18 protein-coding genes are annotated in these 21,106 nt (G+C 47.6%); 13 read left to right on the top strand and 5 right to left on the bottom strand.

What is annotated here, in order from left to right; genetic code table 11:
* Window positions 1-103: 103 nt before the first annotated feature.
* Window positions 104-607, bottom strand: coding sequence for a hypothetical protein (locus Q0V21_RS27990; RefSeq protein WP_301881631.1), 504 nt, complete (start codon window positions 605-607; stop codon window positions 104-106).
* Window positions 608-825: 218 nt separating this feature from the next.
* Between Q0V21_RS27990 and pgsA the strand changes: the two genes are divergently transcribed.
* From pgsA to Q0V21_RS27975, 3 genes are all read left to right on the top strand, one after another.
* Complete coding sequence (gene pgsA / locus Q0V21_RS27985; protein ID WP_301881630.1) at window positions 826-1,404, top strand: CDP-diacylglycerol--glycerol-3-phosphate 3-phosphatidyltransferase; 579 nt, start codon at window positions 826-828, stop codon at window positions 1,402-1,404.
* Between the two features lie 223 nt (window positions 1,405-1,627).
* On the top strand, window positions 1,628-2,053 hold the full coding sequence (locus Q0V21_RS27980) for a GNAT family N-acetyltransferase (protein WP_301881629.1): 426 nt from the start codon (window positions 1,628-1,630) through the stop codon (window positions 2,051-2,053).
* Window positions 2,054-2,094: 41 nt separating this feature from the next.
* Window positions 2,095-2,532 (top strand): GNAT family N-acetyltransferase, encoded by a 438-nt coding sequence (locus Q0V21_RS27975; RefSeq protein WP_024628240.1) that lies wholly within the window; start codon window positions 2,095-2,097, stop codon window positions 2,530-2,532.
* Window positions 2,533-2,674: 142 nt separating this feature from the next.
* Here the strand turns inward: Q0V21_RS27975 and Q0V21_RS27970 are convergent, their stop codons facing one another.
* The 3 genes from Q0V21_RS27970 to Q0V21_RS27960 are packed head-to-tail and all read right to left on the bottom strand — an operon-like array spanning window position 2,675 to window position 4,923.
* A complete protein-coding gene (locus tag Q0V21_RS27970; RefSeq protein WP_301881627.1) occupies window positions 2,675-4,132 on the bottom strand; it encodes an erythromycin esterase family protein in 1,458 nt (485 codons plus the stop codon).
* A 57-nt stretch (window positions 4,133-4,189) separates the two neighbouring features.
* Window positions 4,190-4,393 carry a helix-turn-helix transcriptional regulator gene (locus tag Q0V21_RS27965; RefSeq protein ID WP_301881626.1) on the bottom strand — a complete coding sequence of 68 codons (204 nt, stop codon included), beginning with the start codon at window positions 4,391-4,393 and terminating at the stop codon, window positions 4,190-4,192.
* Between the two features lie 23 nt (window positions 4,394-4,416).
* Window positions 4,417-4,923 carry a DUF6773 family protein gene (locus Q0V21_RS27960; RefSeq protein WP_301881625.1) on the bottom strand — a complete coding sequence of 169 codons (507 nt, stop codon included), beginning with the start codon at window positions 4,921-4,923 and terminating at the stop codon, window positions 4,417-4,419.
* A 213-nt stretch (window positions 4,924-5,136) separates the two neighbouring features.
* On the opposite strand from Q0V21_RS27960, the gene Q0V21_RS27955 reads away from it, so the two are divergent.
* Window positions 5,137-6,357 (top strand): RtcB family protein, encoded by a 1,221-nt coding sequence (locus Q0V21_RS27955; RefSeq protein ID WP_079346353.1) that lies wholly within the window; start codon window positions 5,137-5,139, stop codon window positions 6,355-6,357.
* A gap of 22 nt (window positions 6,358-6,379) precedes the next feature.
* Window positions 6,380-7,558, top strand: coding sequence for a DUF4272 domain-containing protein (locus Q0V21_RS27950; protein WP_079346351.1), 1,179 nt, complete (start codon window positions 6,380-6,382; stop codon window positions 7,556-7,558).
* Between the two features lie 107 nt (window positions 7,559-7,665).
* Here the strand turns inward: Q0V21_RS27950 and Q0V21_RS27945 are convergent, their stop codons facing one another.
* Complete coding sequence (locus Q0V21_RS27945) at window positions 7,666-8,706, bottom strand: LacI family DNA-binding transcriptional regulator (protein ID WP_301881624.1); 1,041 nt, start codon at window positions 8,704-8,706, stop codon at window positions 7,666-7,668.
* Between the two features lie 517 nt (window positions 8,707-9,223).
* Here Q0V21_RS27945 and Q0V21_RS27940 point away from each other — a divergent pair.
* The 8 genes from Q0V21_RS27940 to Q0V21_RS27905 all read left to right on the top strand — a co-directional run bounded on the left by Q0V21_RS27940 (window position 9,224) and on the right by Q0V21_RS27905 (window position 21,078).
* A complete protein-coding gene (locus Q0V21_RS27940) occupies window positions 9,224-10,606 on the top strand; it encodes an ABC transporter substrate-binding protein (protein ID WP_443146004.1) in 1,383 nt (460 codons plus the stop codon).
* A 116-nt stretch (window positions 10,607-10,722) separates the two neighbouring features.
* Window positions 10,723-13,650: an extracellular solute-binding protein gene (locus Q0V21_RS27935; RefSeq protein WP_301881623.1), complete on the top strand. Its 2,928-nt coding sequence runs from the start codon at window positions 10,723-10,725 to the stop codon at window positions 13,648-13,650.
* 75 nt (window positions 13,651-13,725) lie between these two features.
* A complete protein-coding gene (locus tag Q0V21_RS27930; RefSeq protein WP_079346742.1) occupies window positions 13,726-14,637 on the top strand; it encodes a carbohydrate ABC transporter permease in 912 nt (303 codons plus the stop codon).
* A 2-nt stretch (window positions 14,638-14,639) separates the two neighbouring features.
* A complete protein-coding gene (locus Q0V21_RS27925; RefSeq protein WP_079346345.1) occupies window positions 14,640-15,503 on the top strand; it encodes a carbohydrate ABC transporter permease in 864 nt (287 codons plus the stop codon).
* 11 nt (window positions 15,504-15,514) lie between these two features.
* The gene (locus tag Q0V21_RS27920) at window positions 15,515-16,981 is read left to right on the top strand and encodes an NHL repeat-containing protein (protein ID WP_079346343.1); all 1,467 of its coding nucleotides are present in this window, start codon (window positions 15,515-15,517) and stop codon (window positions 16,979-16,981) included.
* A complete protein-coding gene (locus Q0V21_RS27915; RefSeq protein ID WP_079346341.1) occupies window positions 16,962-17,582 on the top strand; it encodes a YIP1 family protein in 621 nt (206 codons plus the stop codon). The genes Q0V21_RS27920 and Q0V21_RS27915 overlap by 20 nt, the downstream gene beginning before the upstream one ends.
* A gap of 14 nt (window positions 17,583-17,596) precedes the next feature.
* The gene (locus Q0V21_RS27910) at window positions 17,597-20,182 is read left to right on the top strand and encodes a DUF5696 domain-containing protein (protein ID WP_079346339.1); all 2,586 of its coding nucleotides are present in this window, start codon (window positions 17,597-17,599) and stop codon (window positions 20,180-20,182) included.
* The gene (locus tag Q0V21_RS27905) at window positions 20,179-21,078 is read left to right on the top strand and encodes a carbohydrate ABC transporter permease (RefSeq protein WP_079346337.1); all 900 of its coding nucleotides are present in this window, start codon (window positions 20,179-20,181) and stop codon (window positions 21,076-21,078) included. Before Q0V21_RS27910 ends, Q0V21_RS27905 begins: the two co-directional genes overlap by 4 nt.
* Window positions 21,079-21,106: the final 28 nt, after the last annotated feature.

Below are 21,106 nucleotides of genomic sequence, written 5' to 3'. Positions count from 1 at the left end.
CTTAATGTTGTTTTTTACTCTAAAAAGAAAACAGCCTTATGTGAAAGGCAGTTCATTAATCTTTCGTGTCCTGTAACCTAACGAACGATTTAGCTTATCAAAATCATTTTATTGTATCGGCTATCTCAATTAATGTTTGGTGATCGTATAACGGTTCAAGATTATTATTTTTACCTGAAATAAGAGAGTAAGTTAAACCCTCATTTCTCCAATAAATGGCGTTAATATGTTCGTCTCCTTGGTCCCACGTCTGCGAACCGTTAGCTAATTTTAGTCCTTCTTTTCCATTTGGAGGCGTATCAGCCTTTGAGTTTGTCATCATAAGGATTAGGGACAATCCTTCATCAGTATTCTCATATGTGATTTCCACGGCATCAAATGTACCATTGGTATCTAAAATCCTTGCTGATTTTTGATTAACTCGAAAAGGAACGGACGGCTGTCTCATTTCAAACGGGATCTTAGCTTCCGCATCTTCAATTGAAATCTCAACTGGAGGATTCCAATCTGACTGCTCGGTCGGTTGGTTACTCTCCACGTCTTGTGAGCAGGCAAACAATAAAAGAGATATCATACATAGGAGCAGTAACTTACTTACAGCTTTCATTACATCACCCCGATATGAGAATAGTTACTTCTATTACGTTTCCATTAGCTGGAAAGTTGCATGATCCTTCCTGTTAGATCTAAAAGATAAAGCCGCTAACACGTTTTTCCCATAAGACTTGAAGCGGTGATGGTCTAAGCCTTTTGTGTAAAAAAAAGGAGGATGGCGAGAGGACGGAGAACTCACAACATATGGAGTGAAGAAGAAGGAGGGTTTCCATGAACTTGGCTAATAAAATCACCCTGGCGAGAATGGCATTGATTCCATTGTTTATGTTGTGTTTTATCCCGTTTCCGTCTTGGATACAGGAGTCGAGTGAGTTTATTCGTTTTTTGGATCAGCATGGCTTGGTGATTGGAGTTATTATTTTTGCAATAGCTGCAGGTACGGATAAGCTGGATGGGTATATAGCGAGAAAATATAATCAAATTACCAATCTAGGAAAATTGCTTGATCCACTGGCAGATAAACTATTGATTTCGGTTGCTCTGATCATAATGGTTCAGGAGAATCTGATCGGTTCATGGATTGCTGTGATCATTATTGGACGTGAAATTGTCATTACAGCGCTGCGTATGATTGCTACTGAACAAGGAATTGCTCTGGCTGCTGATCGATATGGCAAGATTAAAATGGTGCTCCAGGTGGCAGCCATCATCACTGTGTTATTGAATAATGTTCCGTTTAGCTTGCTGACTGATGTGCGGATTGATGCGATTTTATTATGGCTGGCGGCAGGAGTTACATTGTTATCGGGATTGAACTATATCTTAGTGAATTATAGACTACTGAAATAAAGACCTTCGGGCATCGGCGCGCAAGCCGCCATTGCTGTGTTCAACCTTTTTCCCGGGACATGGAAAGTTGCGGAGATGGAGACGAATGAGCCTGCTCAGATTTTCTGGCGTAAGGTCATTGCACGTTATACCCATAATAAATACCAAGAGGTTAGAGAGCCAGAGTGGGACGGTCCCATTCAGATATTTACCACGGAGTCATGACGAAAAGGGGGAGAAGAGATTGTCCCAAATCAACATCAATCCAAGTACTTCAGAGGATTCAGAATATGTTCGCCAGCAACTTATCGCATTTAATGCTGCGCATGTGAGCGAGGAATTAAGGCATCGTTACGAAGAATTGAATTTTAACATCAAAAATGACGACGGCGAGATTGTTGCAGGTGTGCTCAGTACACTTTGCTGGAATTGGCTGGAGATCGACATTCTTTGGGTGGATGCAGAGCAGCGGCATCAAGGTTACGGTTCCCAATTGCTACGTGAGATTGAACGTATTGCTCGCGAGAAATCCTGTGATTTCATCCAATTGAATACATTCTCGTATCAGGCACCGGAATTTTACAAGAAGCATGGCTATCATTTGATCACAACGATCGAGAATGCACCGACCGGACACCGCCATTATTATTTTAAGAAGCACCTAACTTAAGACAACATATGTGAAATAGGACACAAATCAGGAGGGTTATCATGGTTACCATTAGAGCAATCGAACTTGAAGATTTACCGGAGCTAAGCAAGCTATACAACGAGTTGATGGGTACACCGACCAATGAACAGCAGATGCAGAAAATGTTTCACTATATCCAGCAAAATGGACACTACCATGTACTCGGGGCATTTTACAACGGGGAATTGGCCGGATCGGTTATGGGTATTGAATGTATGGATCTGGCGGGTCAGTGCAACCCCTTCATGGTTGTGGAGAATGTAATTGTATCCGATCGGGTACGCAGACAGGGAATTGGTCAGAAGCTTATGCTTCAGATTGAGCACATTGCGAGAGACCTGGGTTGTGAATATATGATTCTGGTGTCTGGCGATCAGCGTAAAGAGGCTCATATTTTCTATGAAAAACTGGGCTTTAAGGATGAGAAGGTTCAGGGTTACCGGAAGCATTTTAATTAATCGAATTTTCCTGTTTTCGTGACGGAGAATAGGGAGTGTGATTAGGAAACACGTCGACGTGGGTGTTCTGGGGCGGTCGATCAGGGTAAGTTGACACGGGAAATGGAAAACAAAAAGAGAGCTGGCAGCTCTCTTTTTGTATTTATTCCTTACTTTGTTCTTTGGAACCAGATGAGGATGATCGGATATATTGTGGTGGATGAACATCGTCAATCATTAAAATGCCGTCATACTGATCGCGTGGGACAAAACTTTCAGGGATCATGCCCCAGCTGTATGCAAATCGTGGTTCGAACATCCAGGAGTTGCCTGTTTCCCTGCTCTGATATCGAAGATCCAGGAAGCTGTAAGGCGTATTCGTAGCGGACATAATGTCTTCAACGGAACCAGGCTCTGCTGGTTCAACGGCATGAACTCCGCCGGCATTATCAGCCGTTTGACCACTGGATGCATATAATCCAAGAACATAACTGGATTTCTTCATTTCCTCCGAAAGCATTTCACCCATTAAAGTTACTGGATAAGGTGAGCCCATTACTTCACTGTGTGCTTTACGTATATGATCATTATGCCCCCATACGATGAACTTTTCGTTTGGATATACTTCGGTTGCGAGCCACATGAGATTGTCATGCATCGCCTGATCGCGCCACTCCATTGAATCAAAAAACAAATCATATTTGCCATCATTCATTTCAGCCATTGAACGGATCGAAAGATCGACATATTCCCTCGCTACACGAATTCGATCATTGAGGCTTCGCTCGAGCAGTATGGAAAGTTTCGGTTGATTCGGGTATTCTTTTTGCAGATAAGTCTGGTTCGCTTCAGATTTCAGGGATTGAAGGACACTTTTGTATACCTTGATGATTTCATTTTTCTCAGCGCGGTAGGCTTCCAGATCCGTTCCGGCGGAGAATTCGGATAGCTTTTGTTCCGTTTGTTCGAGACGCTTGGCGAGCTTTTTATCCTTCAGCCAGTTACCGTCCAAAAACGGGAATTGCAGCTGCATGTCGAAACCGGTCAGGATGAGAGGCTGTTCGGTTTGTGCTTTTGTTTTGAGATAATCGAACAAGGGCGTGATTTCCTTGGACCACCAGACGCCGAAGATGGAGCTTTTCATCGTTTGTTCCGGACTTTGCTGTTTTATCGTGGCATTAGCCAGGGATGTGTTGGAGAGACCGCTCTCAAAGGCAAGAACGTTATATCCCATTTCCTGATGCAAAAACTGTATCAGCCGGGTCTTCGCCAGATTAAATTCGGCAACCCCATGGGAGCTTTCACCTAGAAATACAATTCGCTTGTCATGCAGCAGGGGCTTCAGCATATTCAGATCCGAAAAGGAATCTCGCTCCTGGCCGGTCTTCACAGGCTGGATGCTGTCTAGTCGATACGCATGATCTTTGGCCCATTCCTTCCACTCCACTATTTTCTCGTCCGACGTTTTCGCGGATTTCACTTGGGTTACCTGACCCTGTATAGTCTCCATGGCAGATGATGTGGCAGCACCTGCATGCGCTGTTGGATAGAGCGAACTCGCTAGTATGGCTGTAGTCAGTGCAAGTACAGCCCCCGTTTTTCTTTTCCTGAAATAAATCAAAATAATGCCTCCTTTATCATGTACGTGATAATAAATCTGGTATTGGAACCATCCGGCTTAAGTCTGCTCTTCGTCCCAGAACAGGTCATTCAAGGTTTTTGAGAGCGCCTTGCATATGGCAATACATAAGCTGAGGGACGGGTTATACTTTCCCAGTTCTATAAGACCAATGGTTTGCCTCGATACACCAACGATCCGTGCCAGATCGTCCTGCGATAGATCCTTTTCTACCCGGGCGACTTTTAATCGTATATTTTTCATGCCTTTTCACCCTTGTGTCCTTTCTATGAATTCCATTGATCTTTTTGTGCTGCTTTTTGACTCGCTTTGTTGGCAAAGTGGTGGACTACGACGTTGAATCCGATGAAGAAAGGGATATACAAGAGCAGTGAAGTGATAAAAACGAGAAAAAAGAACCACCACTTCTCATAAGACGTTTCTGCAAATAGAACTGAACTTCGTATGCCCAGGAACAAGGACAGGGAGATTCCGATAATTAGCCCGATGATGACATTGCGCCAGTTATACGAAATTTTGCTCGTCTGGTCATGGACTTCAACCTCATCCGAATAAATGCCCAGCATGATGGAGCGAACACCAAGATAAATACTTCCTGCCAGAATAACAATCAATTCCGTAAACATGGATGATGTTTCCAAATTGAGGAATGATTTGATCATAATCGAAATACCACAGATCAGCAGAATTAAGGTGTAGGCTTCCTTGTGAACCTTGTTCTTCAGATTGACGATGCGCTCATCATGTACAGTGCTTTTCTTGAACCATTTCATATTGATCTCTCCTTCATAGAAAATGCTTGTGGGAAATATTTCTTAATGAACTCATAGTAATATTATTTACGTCTTTTTGCAATATATATATGTCATTTTGTTTGATATAAAAGTCTATATAATAAAAATATATCCATGTCCTGCCTATTTCTAATGAGGTTTAGTAAAATATATACAAGAGTTTTAAAAAAGACCAAGGAGGTTAACCAGATCATGCGTATCGTGGATAACATTAAAGTCTGGGGGGAGCCGCTGGAGAATGCGGTAAGTCAGGCGGTGACATGCTCGCAGCATGGTGACGTACTGGGCGTGGCTCTAATGGCAGACCATCACAAAGGGTACTCACAGCCCATCGGGGGCGTGGTTGCCTACCGGAACATGATCAGTCCGTCAGGGGTTGGATATGATATTGCCTGCGGTAACAAGGCCGTACGAACCAACCTGATGTGGGAGGATATCCGGGGTCAGATTGCTGTCATTATGGATGATATTAATTCGACCATATCCTTCGGCGTAGGGCGCAACAATCCAACACCCGTGGAGCATGAGCTGTTCGATGATGCCAGCTGGAAGCTGTTTGATTCCATTGAGCCTGGACTACAGCACAAGTTGAAGACACTCGCGCGCAACCAGCTCGGTACAGTGGGCAGCGGCAATCATTTTGTGGATATTTTTGTGGAAGAGGCGACGGGTAAAGTATGGATTGCAAACCACTTTGGCAGCCGCGGATTTGGCCACAAGGTTGCGAGTGGTTTTCTGAATTTGGCAGCCGGACGTAAGTTCAGTGCTAAAGCGCCGGGAGAATCGATGGATCAACAACCGACATTGTTTGACCTTAAGAGTGAAATGGGTGATATGTATTGGGACGGAATGACTCTAGCGGGCCGATATGCGTATGCAGGCCGAGATTATGTGATTGAACAGGTTCTCGGTATTCTCGGGGCGAGCGCAGAGTATTCGGTTCATAACCATCATAACTTTGCCTGGAAAGAACAGCATATGGGCGAAGAAGTCGTGGTGGTCCGCAAAGGAGCAACGCCGCTGGCACCGGGTCAGCTTGGTTTTGTAGGAGGCAGCATGGGAGATATCTCGGTAATCGTGGAGGGAATTCACAGCGAGGAGAATACCGAGTCTTTCCGCAGTACCGTACATGGTGCAGGGCGCACTATGAGCCGAACCCAGGCGGCTGGTAAAATGAATTACAAGTTGCGTACCCGTATGGGTGGTGAGATTAGCGAAGAACAGATGCAGGCTGCGATTCGTGCCTATGGTGTGGAGCTGAGAGGTGCAGGAACGGATGAAAGTCCATTTGTGTACAAGAAGCTGCAGGACGTGCTGAATGCGCATGCTCATACCTTGAAAATTAACCATATCCTTCGCCCCGTAGGTGTCGCAATGGCCGGAGGCAATGAATTCGACCCGTATAAGGACTAATTGAAAGAAGAAGGTGAACCTCATGAGAAATTGTGCAATATACAGCTCCCAGTTTGATCTGGATCAATTGTTTGAAATGATTCAATCCATATACCCTGAGGATACAATTGAGCGTAAAGAAGATAAAACCCACATTCAAGTCACTCGCAAGAAGCTGTTCGGTAAGAAAAAGAAGGGCTTCAATATCATGACCAGCCAGACCCACCCTGAAGAATTTACCACAATGATTCAAGGGATGCTGGGGTTTCTGAGTCAGATTGAGGGAAAGAATGCTTCGCTACAGGAAAAGATACTGATTAAATGCTCTACACTGAATATGGTTGTTGGCATCGAGACGGAAGAGGACATCTCCGAGGAGTTCTTCAATGAGTTGTTACATCTGGCCGACGCCCTCGATGCAGTCATCTTCTGGGGTGGTGGCTCCCTACTGAATGCGCAAGGTCAGCTGCTGCTGGATGTCAACGGAGAATCCGAAGTAGAGGATTACAAAGTGACAGCGCACACCAGTTTCCTGGACGATGTCAGACCCCCGTCGCAATCTGCAACGCTGCGCAAAGAACGCTCCGAGCAGCTTCTAACAGAGCAAAGAATCCCATTCAATGTTCATCTGCCTGCAATAGCGGGGGATGAGCATACAACGATTCGTAATGTTCAAGAAGTGGCAGAGCGTGCGGTAGCCCTCTGTATTGCAGCTCTCAAGGGTGAATGTCTTGGAGCCGGTGAGAGCGCAGAAGATACAGCAGCGCTGGTCCAGGAAGTGATCGACAAGTATGATGCAGCTTCATTCTTTTCACCTGTGGAGAGAAGATTTGTGGAGCAGCATGGGGCAGAACATCAGGAGATTATTTCCTTTTCATGGGGATACGAGGCTTATCATGTCATGTTATGGGCACTTGGCTACGTCAAGGAGCTTGGAGCTCCGGTAAATCTGTGCAACGTGGGACAGGATGTAGGATATTTGCAGCAATGTGACGATGTTGAAGCCTTTGTAGCCGGAGCGCAGTTTCGCTCCAAAAGTGAGATTTTGGACGCAGCGGACCTAATTTACCGGTATAACTGGGTGTGTGTGAACAGTCGTGTGAAGGAACAAATACCTCCAGCGAATCTCAATGGCGGAGTGGCTTACGAACGTCACCGTGCTCTGAATTGGCTGATCTGTTATCTGGATCAGGACTGGGATGAAGTGCGGACAGATACGTAGCATGGACTCTTGGAATCTATTTTTATATGACATCCAAACTTAAACACCCCCAAGCCAGGCGAACACTGGTTATGGGGGTGTTTTGGTGTCTCTTGGTACCTTAACGTTTAACCGCTATGTCTTCCGTATTGTTCCCGAATCATAACATCTGCGAGAATCAGCTTTTTCTCTACGTTACTCTCCGGGTTCACAATACGCCATAACATCTGGTCCACTGCACGTGCACCAAGCAGCTCCTTGTTTACATTCACCGTGGCGAGTACCGGTATATTGTCGTACACATTATCGAAACCGGTGACTACACACTGATCGGGCACACGAATGCCGATACTCTCAAGAGCTTCAATGGTGTAGAGCGCAAAGAAGTCATTCGCACAAACAAAAACCTCAGGCAAGTTCTCCTCATTAATGACCGAAGTAAATGTCTTACGGAAATCATCCACATCCGGGCTGCTCAGTTCCGGGATCTGATTCAGATTCAAGCCGTGTCCCATCAATACTGAAGTATAGGCCACCCAGCGTTCATAGAAGCTGTGAGCATCACTGGTATTTCCAACAAACTGAAACCGTTTGAATCCCTTGCGCAGAAGATAGAGCATAATGTCACGCATGGATGCAAAATTGTCGGTGAAGATACTGTCACTGTGAAAAACGGGGTCCAGATGATCCACCATGACGACGGGAATGCCCAGACGCTTGATTTCAAGCAGAATAGGTGTCGAGATGGAACCAACCGTAATAATGCCCCGAATGGCATCCGGGTTCAGTAATGTGAACAATTGATCCGCAGAAGGCTCTGTCAGGGTAAGGATATTGATGCCTTTCTGATTCAGTCGGGATGATATGCCGTTAAAGACAGGCCCCCAGTATACGGAATCCTGATTCTGATAACGAACATTGGGAAACAAAATCAAAATGGTTCCACTCCACCGCGTGTTCTGCGGGTCCTGAAGCTCATTGCTGCTATACATATCACCAGATAACATGCTGTTATCTTTGAAATATCCAAGCTTGCCAGCGGCCTTGAGAATAACATCCCGTGTCTGTTCACTAACACCTGATTTTCCGGACAGTGCTCGTGAGACCGCAAATTTCGACAGGCCTGTAAAATGTGCAATTTCCTGAATAGTTACCTTCGTCTTCATCATACCATCCTTACACTCGTAGTTCTGCCGTATTCCTTACATTGCTCAATAAAGCTGGTTCTAGTATATCATGATGTATTTCTCTTAATCTAATAACGGCTGGAGAAGTGAAAATGTTAGTTTCCCATACATGAAACGACGGAAATAGACCTAGGTGATGGACATAATTCAGGAGAAAAGAACGAATTTTGAATGAGTTATTATCTTTTTGTTATTTTATAAAATAACAAAATTAGAAAATTGGTTTTCGTTTTGAACATAACTGTACTTAGAATGATATCAGAATAATATGCTATTTCAAAAGGATTTAAGCGATATAACAGCATTTTATCAGAATAAATAGAAAATGTTAACAATAAAAATGTTGACGCTTACATTGTGCTATGTTAAATTTTGTTTGTCAAAACCAAACAATAAAATAACAAATGGTGGTGATCATCGGATTTAATTAGGGGAATGGGGAGTCAGGGGATTATGTCAGAGCATGATTTTATACACATTCGGGGAGGTTGTTACATTCATGATTAGAAAATGGAATATTTTGCCGCTCATGTTATTGGCCGTAATGCTTTTTGTATCCGCTTGCAGTGGTGGTGGGACAGCTCAGCCGGGTACTGATGAAACAACCAATTCAGGCAGCAGCACTGGAACTGGAACCGCCGAGACAGACAAAGAAGGCGGAGCGGAAAAAGTGGCAGTCGATGTACCGGATTTGGGTGGACGTGTCATCAAGGTTGCGGCCTGGTGGGATCTGAAGCCAGCAGGGGAGACCGCATCGGATAAGGCGAGACTGGATAAAATTGCTGAAGTCGAGAAGAAATACAACGTAAAAATCGAGTTCGTGAATGTGCCATTCGAAGAATACATGAACAAATTCACAACGACTGCGCTGGCTGGCGAACCGTTCGCAGACATCGTTCAGATGGAATACAAATCCGCTCTACCCGCCATCCTCAAAGGGCAGCTGCTGCCTATCTCCGAATTCACCACAGCCGAGAATAACATTAACCAAGAGGCAAACCTGATCGCGAAATATCCTGCTATCACAGGCAACTACTACGCATTTGATTCTCCGACCAGCATCGGTCTGGGACTTCACTACAACCGTGACTTGTTCAAGAAGCTGTCGTTGCCTGATCCTCAGGAGCTGTATAACAAAGGCGAATGGAATTGGGATAAATTCATGGAGCTGGCGAAACAGGCGACCAAAGATACGGACAACGACGGGAAAATTGACGTATACGGTTTCTCCGGCTGGGCCATTGATGCGCTTCGTCACTTTACTGCAGCCAATGGCGGCACAATCGTAGATGACGAGCACTCGAAAGAAGGATTATCCGATCCGAAAACGATTGAAGCTGCCGAATTCGTCAAACGCCTGTATAACGTGGAGAATGTCGTGAAAGTCAAAACAGGCGACAAAACGAACTGGGAGGAAAGCAACACGTTCAAGGATGGAGATGTGGCCTTGTTCACTGCTGCGGAATGGCAACTGGGCGATATCACCTTTGCTGCTGGAGTCGTACCGATCCCGAACGGACCTCAGGGCAACAAGGATGTAACATACGCCAACAACGCGGCCTCAGCCAAATTCATTCCAAAAGGTGTGGAAGATCCTAAAATCGTATACCAAATCTATGAGGAGACTTTCGACATCCCGCAAATTGAAGAGTACCCAGGTCAGGATTACCTGGAAAGTCGTTATACCGACGAGAAGGACATCGCCATGATTCGCGAGCATATTGCGGGAACGGGCCGTATCCTGCTGGATGACGCCTACGCGGGCTATCCAATCGGTGACTATGTAAACGACATTATCAAAAACAATGCTTCCGTTACGGCAACAGCCGAAAAGTATAAAGCGCAGGCACAAGCCGCTGTTGATAAGCTTGGCAAACCATAATACCAGCATGACTCAGACAGGGGTGCCTCGTGTCCGGGCTCGCGCACGGGTGCCTCTTTTTCTGTATCACCGAATAGGCATTGCTGGTATCAGCCTTGATGAGGAGGGCTCGTAGGATGGCTGGAATTCTACAACGAAAGAAATGGATCCTGCCTATAGTCATTGCAGCAGCGGCAGCCTGCGTCATACTTTTGCTTACTTCCGGTGCAGGTGTAAAGAGTGCAGTTGTGCCTTCTGGCAGTTTGCCTGCTATTGAGGTGGATGCCATCTTGCAGCAGACGAGGCAGAAGAACGGATATGAACAATATCTGTCCCAAGCAGGCCAGGCCTCATCACCGAATGTGGACCTGACCATTGAAGCAGGAGACTACATACGGGCCGAGGGTGAAGAAGTACGCAAGCTGAATGATTATGAGGGCAAGCCAGGTATATCGCTTCATACCGGGGAGACAGGCGAGATCGACTGGGTCGTTGATGTGCCGGAAACCGGGCTGTACAACCTCTCTGCTGTCTATTTTCCCGTAGAAGGCAAGAGTTCCGCAATTGAGCGTGCATTGTATATTGACGGTGAACTTCCGTTTGCGGAAGCCGCCTATTTGCAATTTGACCGGGTATGGGGCAATGAAAAGCAAGCCGTTGAACAGGATAATCAAGGCAATGATCTTCGCCCAAAACAAGTGGAGAAGCCCCGTTGGATGGAGGAAACATTTCAGGACTCGGACGGGTACGAACAGGCTCCATTCAAGTTCTATCTGGAAAAGGGAGAGCACACGTTAACGCTGAAATCCTCTCGCGAACCCATGGTGATTCGATCGATACGGCTATTCAATGAGAAACCGGCCGTTCCTTATGCAGATACCGCAGGGGCGCAGCAGACGGACTATTCCGATCAGCCTAAGGATGTGCTCATCCGAATTGAAGGGGAAGCGGCTGTTGCCAAATCTTCACCTACGCTATATCCAACCAGTGAAAGATCAAGTTCAGCCGTTTCTCCGTACAGTGCTTCCCGGGTGCGTATGAATACGATTGGCGGCTTTAACTGGCGACTGCCAGGACAGTGGATCGAATGGGAAGTGGATGTGCCGGAGAGTGGACTGTATCACATCGGTTTTACCGCTCAGCAAAATTTTGTAAAAGGCATCTATTCCACGCGCAAGCTGACCATCGATGGCGAGATTCCGTTTGCAGAGATGACGAAGGCGCCGTTCCGTTACCAAAGTGATTATCGCATTGATGTGCTGGGCGGTGAGGAAGCTTACAAGTTCCAGTTGGCCAAAGGCAAACATGTCATTCGGCTGGAGAACAGCCTGGGCGACTTCGCACCACTTATTCGCAATGTGGAGGACAGCCTGTACAACCTGAACTCCATGTACCGGAGAATTCTGATGATTACTGGCACCAAGCCGGATGAATTCCGGGATTATCGGGTGGAGAAGCAGATTCCGAATCTGCTGGAGGTGTTCAGCGGGGAAAGCAAACGTCTGAAGGAAGTGGCAGGGCAACTTCGTCTCCTGTCAGGACAGTCCAGCGATCAGGAGGCGTTGATCCAAACGATGGCCCAGCAATTGGATGAGATGATCGATAAACCGGATACCATTCCAAGAAGACTTGCCGCTTACAAAACGAACACGGGCGGACTGGGGACTTGGGTGCAGCAGGCTCGCGAGCAACCGCTTGAAATTGATGCCCTCTATATTGCTTCATTGGACAGGAGTATTCCCGGTACGGGTATGGGTCCACTGGCGAAGCTCGGTCATGAAGCGAAGACATTCTATCATTCGTTCTTCATTGATTATAACCAGATCGGGAACGTAGCCACATCAGAGGATCAGCGTACGGTGACGGTCTGGATCGGCAGTGGCCGGGATCAGGCGAATACGATGAAAGCGATGATTGATGAGACATTTACACCGGAGAGCGGGATTAACGTCAATTTGAAGCTGGTCAACATGGGTACGCTGTTGCCGGCCACTTTATCGGGTGAAGGACCGGATGTCGCGATGCAGATCGGCAATGATCTGCCCGTGAACTTTGCCATGCGGAACTCGGCTGTGGATCTCACCCAGTTCAGTGACTATAGCGCGGTGGAAAAGGAGTTTAGAGAAAGTGCCATCGTACCGTACGCTTACGATTCTGGTGTATACGCCTTGCCCGAGACACAGACCTTTAATATGTTGTTTTACCGTAAAGATGTGCTTGCAGAGCTTGGGCTTGAAGTTCCTCAAACGTGGGATGATGTCGAGAGCCTGCTGGCGATTCTGAGCAAAAATCATATGGAATTTGGCATGCCGGTAGTGGCCCAGGCCAACATGCAGGGTGTGAACATCCCACCTAACTCGCAGTATGCCACGATGCTGCTCCAAAACGGCGGCTCCTTCTACCGGAATGACGGCAAGGAATCGGATCTGGATTCACGCATCGGTATTGAGACATTTAAGAAATGGACAGAATTTTATACCGATTACAAGCTGGAGCGGGAATACGACTTTGCCAACCGTTTCCGAACAGGACAGATGCCGATTGGTCTGACAGATTACACGATGTATAACCAGTTGTCTGTATTTGCACCGGAGACCCGTGGATTATGGGGATTTGTTCCGGTTCCGGGGACGGTGCAGCCGGATGGAACATTGAATCGGGACGTTCCAGGTGGCGGCAGCGCGGTCATGATGCTGGAAAGCGCCAAGGATCAGGAAGCCGCGTGGGAGTTCATGAAATGGTGGACCAGTACACCGGTTCAAGCCGAGTTTGGTCGCGAGATGGAAGGGCTGATGGGTGCGGCTGCGCGTTATCCGACGGCAAACATCAAGGCACTGGATTCACTACCGTGGCCTGCTGAGGATTATGCGAATCTGAAGGCACAATTCGAGACGGTGAAGGGCATTCCCGAGGTGCCGGGCGGTTATTTTACCGGACGCCATCTGTTCAATGCATTTTACAAGACGGTCGTGGGCCAAGTGGAAGCCAGGGAATCCATCATGGATTACACCCAGTATATTCAGGACGAGATTCGGATCAAGCGTAATGAATTTGGTCTTCCGTAAGCAGAGGGAGGGTTAACAGTGTCACAAATATCACTCCGAGATGGACAAAACAGTCCTCCTGAGAAAACACCAGGCATGGGCATGAAATCATGGTGGTCCTGGAAGCTCAAGGAAATGAAGGCCAGCAAACATTCCTATGTACTGCTCGCTCCCTACATGATTCTGTTCACCATGTTCACTGTAATTCCGGTGGTCATCTCCATCATACTCAGCTTCACCTATTTCAACATGCTGGAGTTTCCGCGTTTTATTGGCTGGCAGAACTATACCCGGCTGTTTCTGGAGGATGACGTATTCCTGATTGCCATCAAAAATACGTTGCTGTTTGCCATTATTACCGGACCCATCAGTTATATTGCCTGTTTCGTATTTGCGTGGATCATTAATGAATTAACACCCAAATGGAGAGCGTTCATGACGCTGATCTTCTATGCCCCATCCATTTCGGGGAATGTCTATTTTATCTGGCTCATGATTTTCTCGGGGGATCGCTATGGGATAGCCAATGGACTGCTGATCAAATGGGGATTTCTGCTGGAGCCAATCCAGTGGTTGAAAACGGAAGCCTACATTATGCCAATCCTCATTCTGGTGCAATTGTGGCTGAGTCTTGGCACAGGCTTTCTGGCTTTTATCGCCGGTTTGCAGACCGTAGACCGGACGTTATATGAGGCAGGCGCGGTAGATGGAATCAAAAATCGCTGGCAGGAGCTTTGGTATATTACCTTGCCTTCGATGCGCCCACAGCTGATGTTCGGTGCGGTCATTCAACTCACAACCTCGTTTGCCGTGGCGGATGTCTCCATTGCACTGGCTGGGTTCCCGAGTGTGAACTATGCGGCAGAGACGGTGGTGACCCATTTGATCGACTTCGGAACAACGCGGTTTGAAATGGGGTACGCTTCGGCAATTGCAACCGTGTTGTTCATGATTATGGTGGGCACCAACCTGCTGGTACAGAAACTGCTTCGAAGGGTGGGAGAATAGCTATGGCTGCAATTGCGACAGGCAAAAGGCGGGTAAACCGCTCTTTATCAGGAAGCATCTCCCTGTTTGTCCTTCTGCTCGTATTTGGTGCTTTCATGGTGCTGCCGCTGATCTATGCGATTAATAATGCATTCAAACCGCTGGATGAGATTTTTACTTTTCCACCAACACTATTTGTCAAAAATCCAACGTTCAGCAATTTCACTGATTTGCTGAATCTGCTGAGTGACTCGTGGGTTCCGTTCTCACGATATATATTCAACACGGTATTTATTACGGGCATTGGCATCGTGGGCCATGTGCTGCTTGCTTCGGCAGCGGCGTACCCGCTCGCCAAGCACAAATTTCCGGGCAAAGTGTTCATGTTTCAGGTCGTTGTGCTTTCCCTGATGTTTACACCTGCTGTCACGGCTATTCCCAACTATATGATCATGTCATGGTTGGGCTGGATTGACACATATTGGGCTGTGATTATTCCGGCATTCGCCTATTCATTAGGTCTGTATCTGATGAAACAGTTCATGGAGCAGATCCCGGATGCATTGCTGGAAGCAGCCAAAATTGACGGTGCGAGTGAATATCGGATTTTCTGGTCCATTGTTATGCCAAATGTAAAGCCAGCCTGGCTCACCCTGATCATTCTGTTGTTCCAGATGCTGTGGGGCAGTGATGGCAATGGATACATTTACAGTGAACAGCTCAAGACCTTGCATTATGCGGCGGGTCAGATCATTCAGGGCGGGATATCCCGGGCCGGGGCAGGTGCTGCGGTGGCGCTTATTTTGATGAGTGTACCCATCACGCTGTTTATTTTCTCACAGAGCCGCATCATTGAGACGATGGCGAGCTCGGGCATGAAGGAATAAGGGGGAACGATATGGCACGCACAGTGAAAAGATGGCTTGTTCTCCTGGCGGCAGTATCGCTGCTGCTGGTGAATGCCGTGCCTGCGGCGGCCTCCCCGGCGCCGTATGAGAGCTATAACTACAACTACTGGAAAGAGGCTGTTCCTTCACCGGATGCCTACCTGCCTCAGCGAACCATTTCGGGCAGCGACCTGGGTATTGGTGAATTTAAGGACCCCGCTGATGTGAACGTCTCTGCCTCCGGGCAGATTTATATTTTGGATAGTGGCAACAGCCGAATTGTTGTGCTGGACGAGAAATATAAGCTGCTGCGGGTGATCGAAGGATTTATGATGGACGGCAGCAAGGAGAGTTTTAATGCTCCAGGTGGATTATTCGTAGACGAAGAGGAGCGAGTATACATCGCTGATACAGGGAACAGCCGCGTGGTTGTCCTGGATGCGGAAGGCCAGCTGATCCATACCATTACGAAGCCAGAGTCTGATATCCTCGCCACCAATTTTCAATTCCAACCGCTGAAATTGACGGTGGATCGGGTAGGCCGGGTGTATGTGGTGGCTCAGGGTGTCTACGAAGGAATAATGCAGTTTGACGAGCGTGGGCAATTCATCGGATACGTCGGTACGAACAAGGTGGAACGCGACTATGGCGAATACATTTGGCGGATGCTCTCAACCAAAGCCCAGCGGGCGCAGATGGTTTTGTTTGTACCGACCGAGTTTTCCAATGTGGATATCGACGCCAAAGGGTTCGTGTATGCGACCAATATCGACCCGGGTTCCAGCGAACCGATTAAACGTCTCAATCCATCCGGCGAGGATGTGCTGAAGAGATTTGGTTACTTTGAAGTCAAAGGAGATATCCGATTCCGCAATAATCCGGGTCCGTCCAAACTGATTGATGTGAAGGTACTGGGCAACGGTATGTACAGTGTGCTGGATGCGACGCAAAACCGGGTGTTTACTTACGATGATGAAGGTCATCTGCTCTACGTATATGGAGGCAAAGGTAATCAGGTGGGAACGCTCAAAACACCAGTCGCCATGGAACAATCCGGGGATCATCAACTGGTACTGGATCGAGGGAAAAGCAATCTGGTTGTCTATGAGCCAACACGGTTTGGAGCCAGCGTGAATGAGGCGGTTGCCCTTCATTATCAAGGTGAGGATACGGAGGCTGTTCATATTTGGAAAGAAGTGCTGAAGCTGAACGCGAATTATGATATCGCCTATATCGGTATTGGCAAATCCTTGCTGATGGAGAAGAAAAACAAGGAAGCGCTGGGTTACTTCGAGCTGGGTATGGATCGCAAAAGTTACTCTGTCGCGTTCAAAAGATATCGGCGAGAGATGATGAAGGAGCATTTCGGCACCTTTCTGACGCTTGCCATCGCACTGATTTTCATGCTGATCCTGGTCCGAGTGGCGGTTAAATGGAGACGGAGGAGGCAGATTGACCGTGAAGCAGGATTACATTAGGTTTCCGCTGCATCTCATTTTTCACCCCATTGATGCATTTTGGGATATCAAGTCGGATCAGCGGGGCAGGTTGACCGTTGCTTTTGGTGCACTGGCGCTTACTATCATCATGATGATTTTGCAAAAACAATACGCGGGGTTTCTTGTGAATTACATCGATCCTCGCACAATCAACAGCATAGGGGAGATGGTAACGGTTGCAGTGCCGTTCTTTCTTTGGTGCATAGCCAATTGGGCGGTAACCACCCTGATGGAAGGTGAAGGAAAGTTCAGGGAGATTTTTCTCGCAACAGGATACTCACTCATTCCGATTATTTTGATCTATATCCCGATGATTATTATCAGCCGGTTTATGGTACAGGAAGAGACGGCTTTTTATTATTTGTTTAATAGTATCGCGTTCTTCTGGTTTCTGCTGCTGCTCTTCATTGGCACGATGACGGTACACCAGTACACCGTGATCAAAACGATCCTGACGATGCTGCTGACAGTAATTGTCATGGGCATTATTGTGTTCCTCGGGGCACTGGTGTTCAGCATGTTGCAGCAGTTATATGAATTCGGTTACAACATCTATCGTGAGTTGATTTTTCGGACCTAAAGGAGGCGGCATCCGTGAACAAAAGGCAACGAATATATACGGTGCTGGCCAGTGGTGCTGCTGTGATCCTGATTGCGGCTGGACTGCTGTATATCAATAACAGGGGAGTACCTGCTGTGGAAGCAGCGGCTTATCTTGAAGCAACAACAGAGGCTGTATCAACCGAGACGGAGTCACTGCAATTCCTCACGGATTCTTCACAGGGTGTGCCGGGTATGCGACTGGTCGAAGAAGATCAGGAACTGGCGCTGTATTACAACGAGGAAACGACGGAAATTGCCGTTCGTGATATAGCGAGTGGGCAGATCTGGTACAGCAATCCGAAGGAACGGTCTGCGGACGGTCTGGCTTCCGCTTATGAAAAGGAAGTGCTGTCCTCCCAGCTGAACGTGTCATTTCGGGATGCGATCGGTACACTGGAGAACTTTCCAAACTTTAGCTCCAGTATCAGCAACAAACAGTTCGCAGCCGTCAATGTGGATCAGGGCATTCGCGTTACATACACGCTAGGGGATACCTCGCTCGGCATTGATGCCCTGCCCAAACTGATCAGCAAACAGCGTCTGGAGGAAAAGGTTCTTTCGAAACTGGATGCCACAGTGGCAAGATATACATCTGCTCGTTATTATCCAACCAAAACCAACCCGGATGTGCTGGAACGGTTGGATGGACAGATCTCAAAGCAGCTTGTACTGAACAAGATGCTGGATGCCTTTGAGGCGGCGGGGTACACCGCAGACGATCTTGCTTTTGACAATAAGGAAAATGGGGTTGAAGGCGGGGGCACATCGGATAAGCCGAGCTTCGTCATTCCGGTGGAATATCGGCTGGATCAAGGCTCGCTGGTTGTAACCGTGCCGCTAAGTCAGGTGAAAGAGAACGGACAATACCGCATTCGTAATATCGATCTGCTCGCTTACTTTGGTGCCGCGGATACGAAAGGTGAAGGTTATATGTTTGTACCTGACGGTTCAGGCAGTCTGATCCATCTGAATAACGGAAAGGTCAAGGAGGAGCAGTACGTACAGCGTGTGTACGGTGCAGATCCGAACGACAATTCACTTAGCCGCCCGCAGGTCAGTGAATCTGTTCATATGCCTGTCTTTGGTTTGAAGAACGGTGAACATGCCTGGTTTGCCGTGATTGAAAAAGGGGACGGCATGGCCAGTATCTCTGCGGATATTGGAGGCAGGCAAAATAGCTACAACCACGTATACGGCACATTCTCCCTGCGGGGTGAGGATGAGCTGGAGATGTATACCTCGCAAAAGATGCAGGAGATTCAGCTATTGAGCGAGGAACCATACCGTGGGGATATTCAGGTGCGATACCATTTCCTCAACGGCAAGGATGCCAGCTATTCCGGCATGGCCCGCTTGTATCAGCAGCAATTGGTGGGGCAGAACGTACTGAAACCGCTGGAAGACGAATCGGCATTGCCTTTTTACGTGGATGTGTTAGGTGCAGTGGACAAAAAAGCTTCATTCCTGGGTGTACCTTATCGCACCACATTGGCAATGACGACATATGAACAGGCGGCTGAAATGGCTGCCAAGCTGCAGCAGGAGGGTGTGAATCGCGTGCAGATGCGGTATCAGGGATGGTTTGGCGGAGGTTTCAGTCACCATACACCCACCCAGGTCAAGCTGGACAGTGAAGTGGGCACTCGGTCCGAGCTGCATGATCTGTCTGAACAACTGAAACAGTCTGGCGGAGCGTTATTCCCTGATGTGGCGTTCCAGCGTATTTATCACGACGATTGGAACTTTGCTCCCTCCTCCGATGCAGCGCGATTTGTCACCAAGGAGACAGCTGAATTGTATCCCTACAGTCCTGCCCTCAACCGGATGGATCAGAGCAAAGACAGTTATTATCTGTTGTCGGCCGCCAAGCTTCCGTATGTAGTGAGCGAGTTTGCCGGGAAAATCAATAAACTGGAGCTCAGCTCATTATCGCTGCGTGATCTCGGGCAGGTATTGAGCTCGGATTATCGCGATCGTCGTGTCATCCACCGGGAGACCGCGAAGAACATCGTGAAGGAGCAGCTGGGCAAGCTGCAGCAGGAGTATCCGAACATGATGTTATCCTCCGCTAACGCCTATGCATGGGGATATACGCAGCATATAGTGGATGTTCCCTCAGGCTCCAGCCGATTTAATATTACCGATGAGGAAGTTCCTTTTTATGAAATGGTCATTCATGGATATATGGATTACGCTGCTTCCGCAATGAATACGTCAGGGGATCAGGATCTGCGCAAACAGCTGCTTCGCAGTCTGGAGCTGGGCTCCGCTCCTCAGTTTCAATGGACGTATGAACCATCATCCAAGCTGAAGCTGACCAGTTATGATTCGGCATATGCCACTGACTATGCATATTGGGTAGATGACGCAGCTGCATTATACAAGGAAGCAAATGAGGTATTAGGGAATTTGCGGAACCAGCTAATAACCGAGCATGAACGAGTTCAGGAAGGTGTTGTACGAGTCACTTACAGTGGCGGTGCATCTATCTTGATCAATTACACGGATGATCCGGTAACGATGGATGGAATTACCGTTGGCGGGGCGGACTATGCAGTGGAAGGAGTGAACCGATGAGAACCCTTCGTTTATCGCTGAAATCCAGGAGAGCACTGCTTGGACTTGCATTTATTTCACCATGGCTGATTGGTTTCATCTTCCTGTTCGCTACGCCACTGCTGCAATCGATCCGGTTCAGTTTGAGTAATCTGTCGGTTGCCCCAGGAGGATATGTACTGGATTTTGTAGGATTGAAAAACTTCAAGGATGCCATTCTAGTCGATGCTACATTTAACCGGATCTTGGTGGATTCGGTTGGAGCGATGCTGCTGAATGTGCCCATGATTCTATTCTTCAGTCTGTTTACAGCGACTCTGCTTAACCAGAATTTCAAGGGCAGAACGATGGCGCGTGCCATCTTCTTCCTGCCGGTCATACTGGCCTCCAGTGCGGTGGCAGCTGCTGAGTCCGCAGGGTTGATCAATCTAATGGGGGACGCGAGTGCGATTGAATCGTCTACCGAAGGGGGAGCCTCATTTAACGTCATTTCAATGGTGCGAATGCTGAATGATGTGGGGCTGCCCATGGCTTATGTGGATTATATCGTGGAAGCCATTATGCGTATTTACGATATTGTCAGCAGCTCTGGCGTACAGATTCTGATTTTCCTTGCGGCGCTGCAATCGGTACCCGGTTCCATGTACGAAGTGGCCAAAATTGAAGGCGCAACAGCCTATGAATCATTCTGGAAAATTACGTTTCCGATGGTGAGTCCATTGATCCTGACAAATGTTATCTATACCATCATTGATTCCTTCGCAGGCAGTCCGGTGACCGAGGCCATCTATCAGACGGCGTTCAAAACCCAGAACTTCGGCCTAAGCTCGGCCATGTCCTGGCTGTACACCCTGGTCATCGGTCTGGTATTGGTTGTTGTCGGATGGCTACTGTCACGGCGGGTTCATTATAACTGAAAGTTAACGAACGTTGAAGGAGGCATGA

Origin of the sequence: Paenibacillus sp. 11B (assembly GCF_030487755.1) — a bacterium.
GTDB lineage: Bacteria > Bacillota > Bacilli > Paenibacillales > Paenibacillaceae > Paenibacillus > Paenibacillus vandeheii.
Note: the sequence above shows the minus strand (reverse complement) of the source record. Positions and strands in the feature narration are given on the sequence as shown.

Excerpts from the sequence above, each read along its gene's own strand:
- Q0V21_RS27965 (WP_301881626.1), bottom strand. The coding sequence starts at position 4,393 with ATGAAAAATATACGATTAAAAGTCGCCCGGGTAGAAAAGGATCTATCG.
- Q0V21_RS27935 (WP_301881623.1), top strand. The coding sequence starts at position 10,723 with ATGGCTGGAATTCTACAACGAAAGAAATGGATCCTGCCTATAGTCATT.
- Q0V21_RS27925 (WP_079346345.1), top strand. The coding sequence starts at position 14,640 with ATGGCTGCAATTGCGACAGGCAAAAGGCGGGTAAACCGCTCTTTATCA.
- Q0V21_RS27920 (WP_079346343.1), top strand. The coding sequence starts at position 15,515 with ATGGCACGCACAGTGAAAAGATGGCTTGTTCTCCTGGCGGCAGTATCG.
- Q0V21_RS27975 (WP_024628240.1), top strand. The coding sequence starts at position 2,095 with ATGGTTACCATTAGAGCAATCGAACTTGAAGATTTACCGGAGCTAAGC.
- Q0V21_RS27960 (WP_301881625.1), bottom strand. The coding sequence starts at position 4,923 with ATGAAATGGTTCAAGAAAAGCACTGTACATGATGAGCGCATCGTCAAT.
- pgsA (WP_301881630.1), top strand. The coding sequence starts at position 826 with ATGAACTTGGCTAATAAAATCACCCTGGCGAGAATGGCATTGATTCCA.
- Q0V21_RS27950 (WP_079346351.1), top strand. The coding sequence starts at position 6,380 with ATGAGAAATTGTGCAATATACAGCTCCCAGTTTGATCTGGATCAATTG.
- Q0V21_RS27930 (WP_079346742.1), top strand. The coding sequence starts at position 13,726 with ATGGGCATGAAATCATGGTGGTCCTGGAAGCTCAAGGAAATGAAGGCC.
- Q0V21_RS27940 (WP_443146004.1), top strand. The coding sequence starts at position 9,224 with ATGATTAGAAAATGGAATATTTTGCCGCTCATGTTATTGGCCGTAATG.
- Q0V21_RS27990 (WP_301881631.1), bottom strand. The coding sequence starts at position 607 with ATGAAAGCTGTAAGTAAGTTACTGCTCCTATGTATGATATCTCTTTTA.
- Q0V21_RS27955 (WP_079346353.1), top strand. The coding sequence starts at position 5,137 with ATGCGTATCGTGGATAACATTAAAGTCTGGGGGGAGCCGCTGGAGAAT.
- Q0V21_RS27945 (WP_301881624.1), bottom strand. The coding sequence starts at position 8,706 with ATGATGAAGACGAAGGTAACTATTCAGGAAATTGCACATTTTACAGGC.
- Q0V21_RS27905 (WP_079346337.1), top strand. The coding sequence starts at position 20,179 with ATGAGAACCCTTCGTTTATCGCTGAAATCCAGGAGAGCACTGCTTGGA.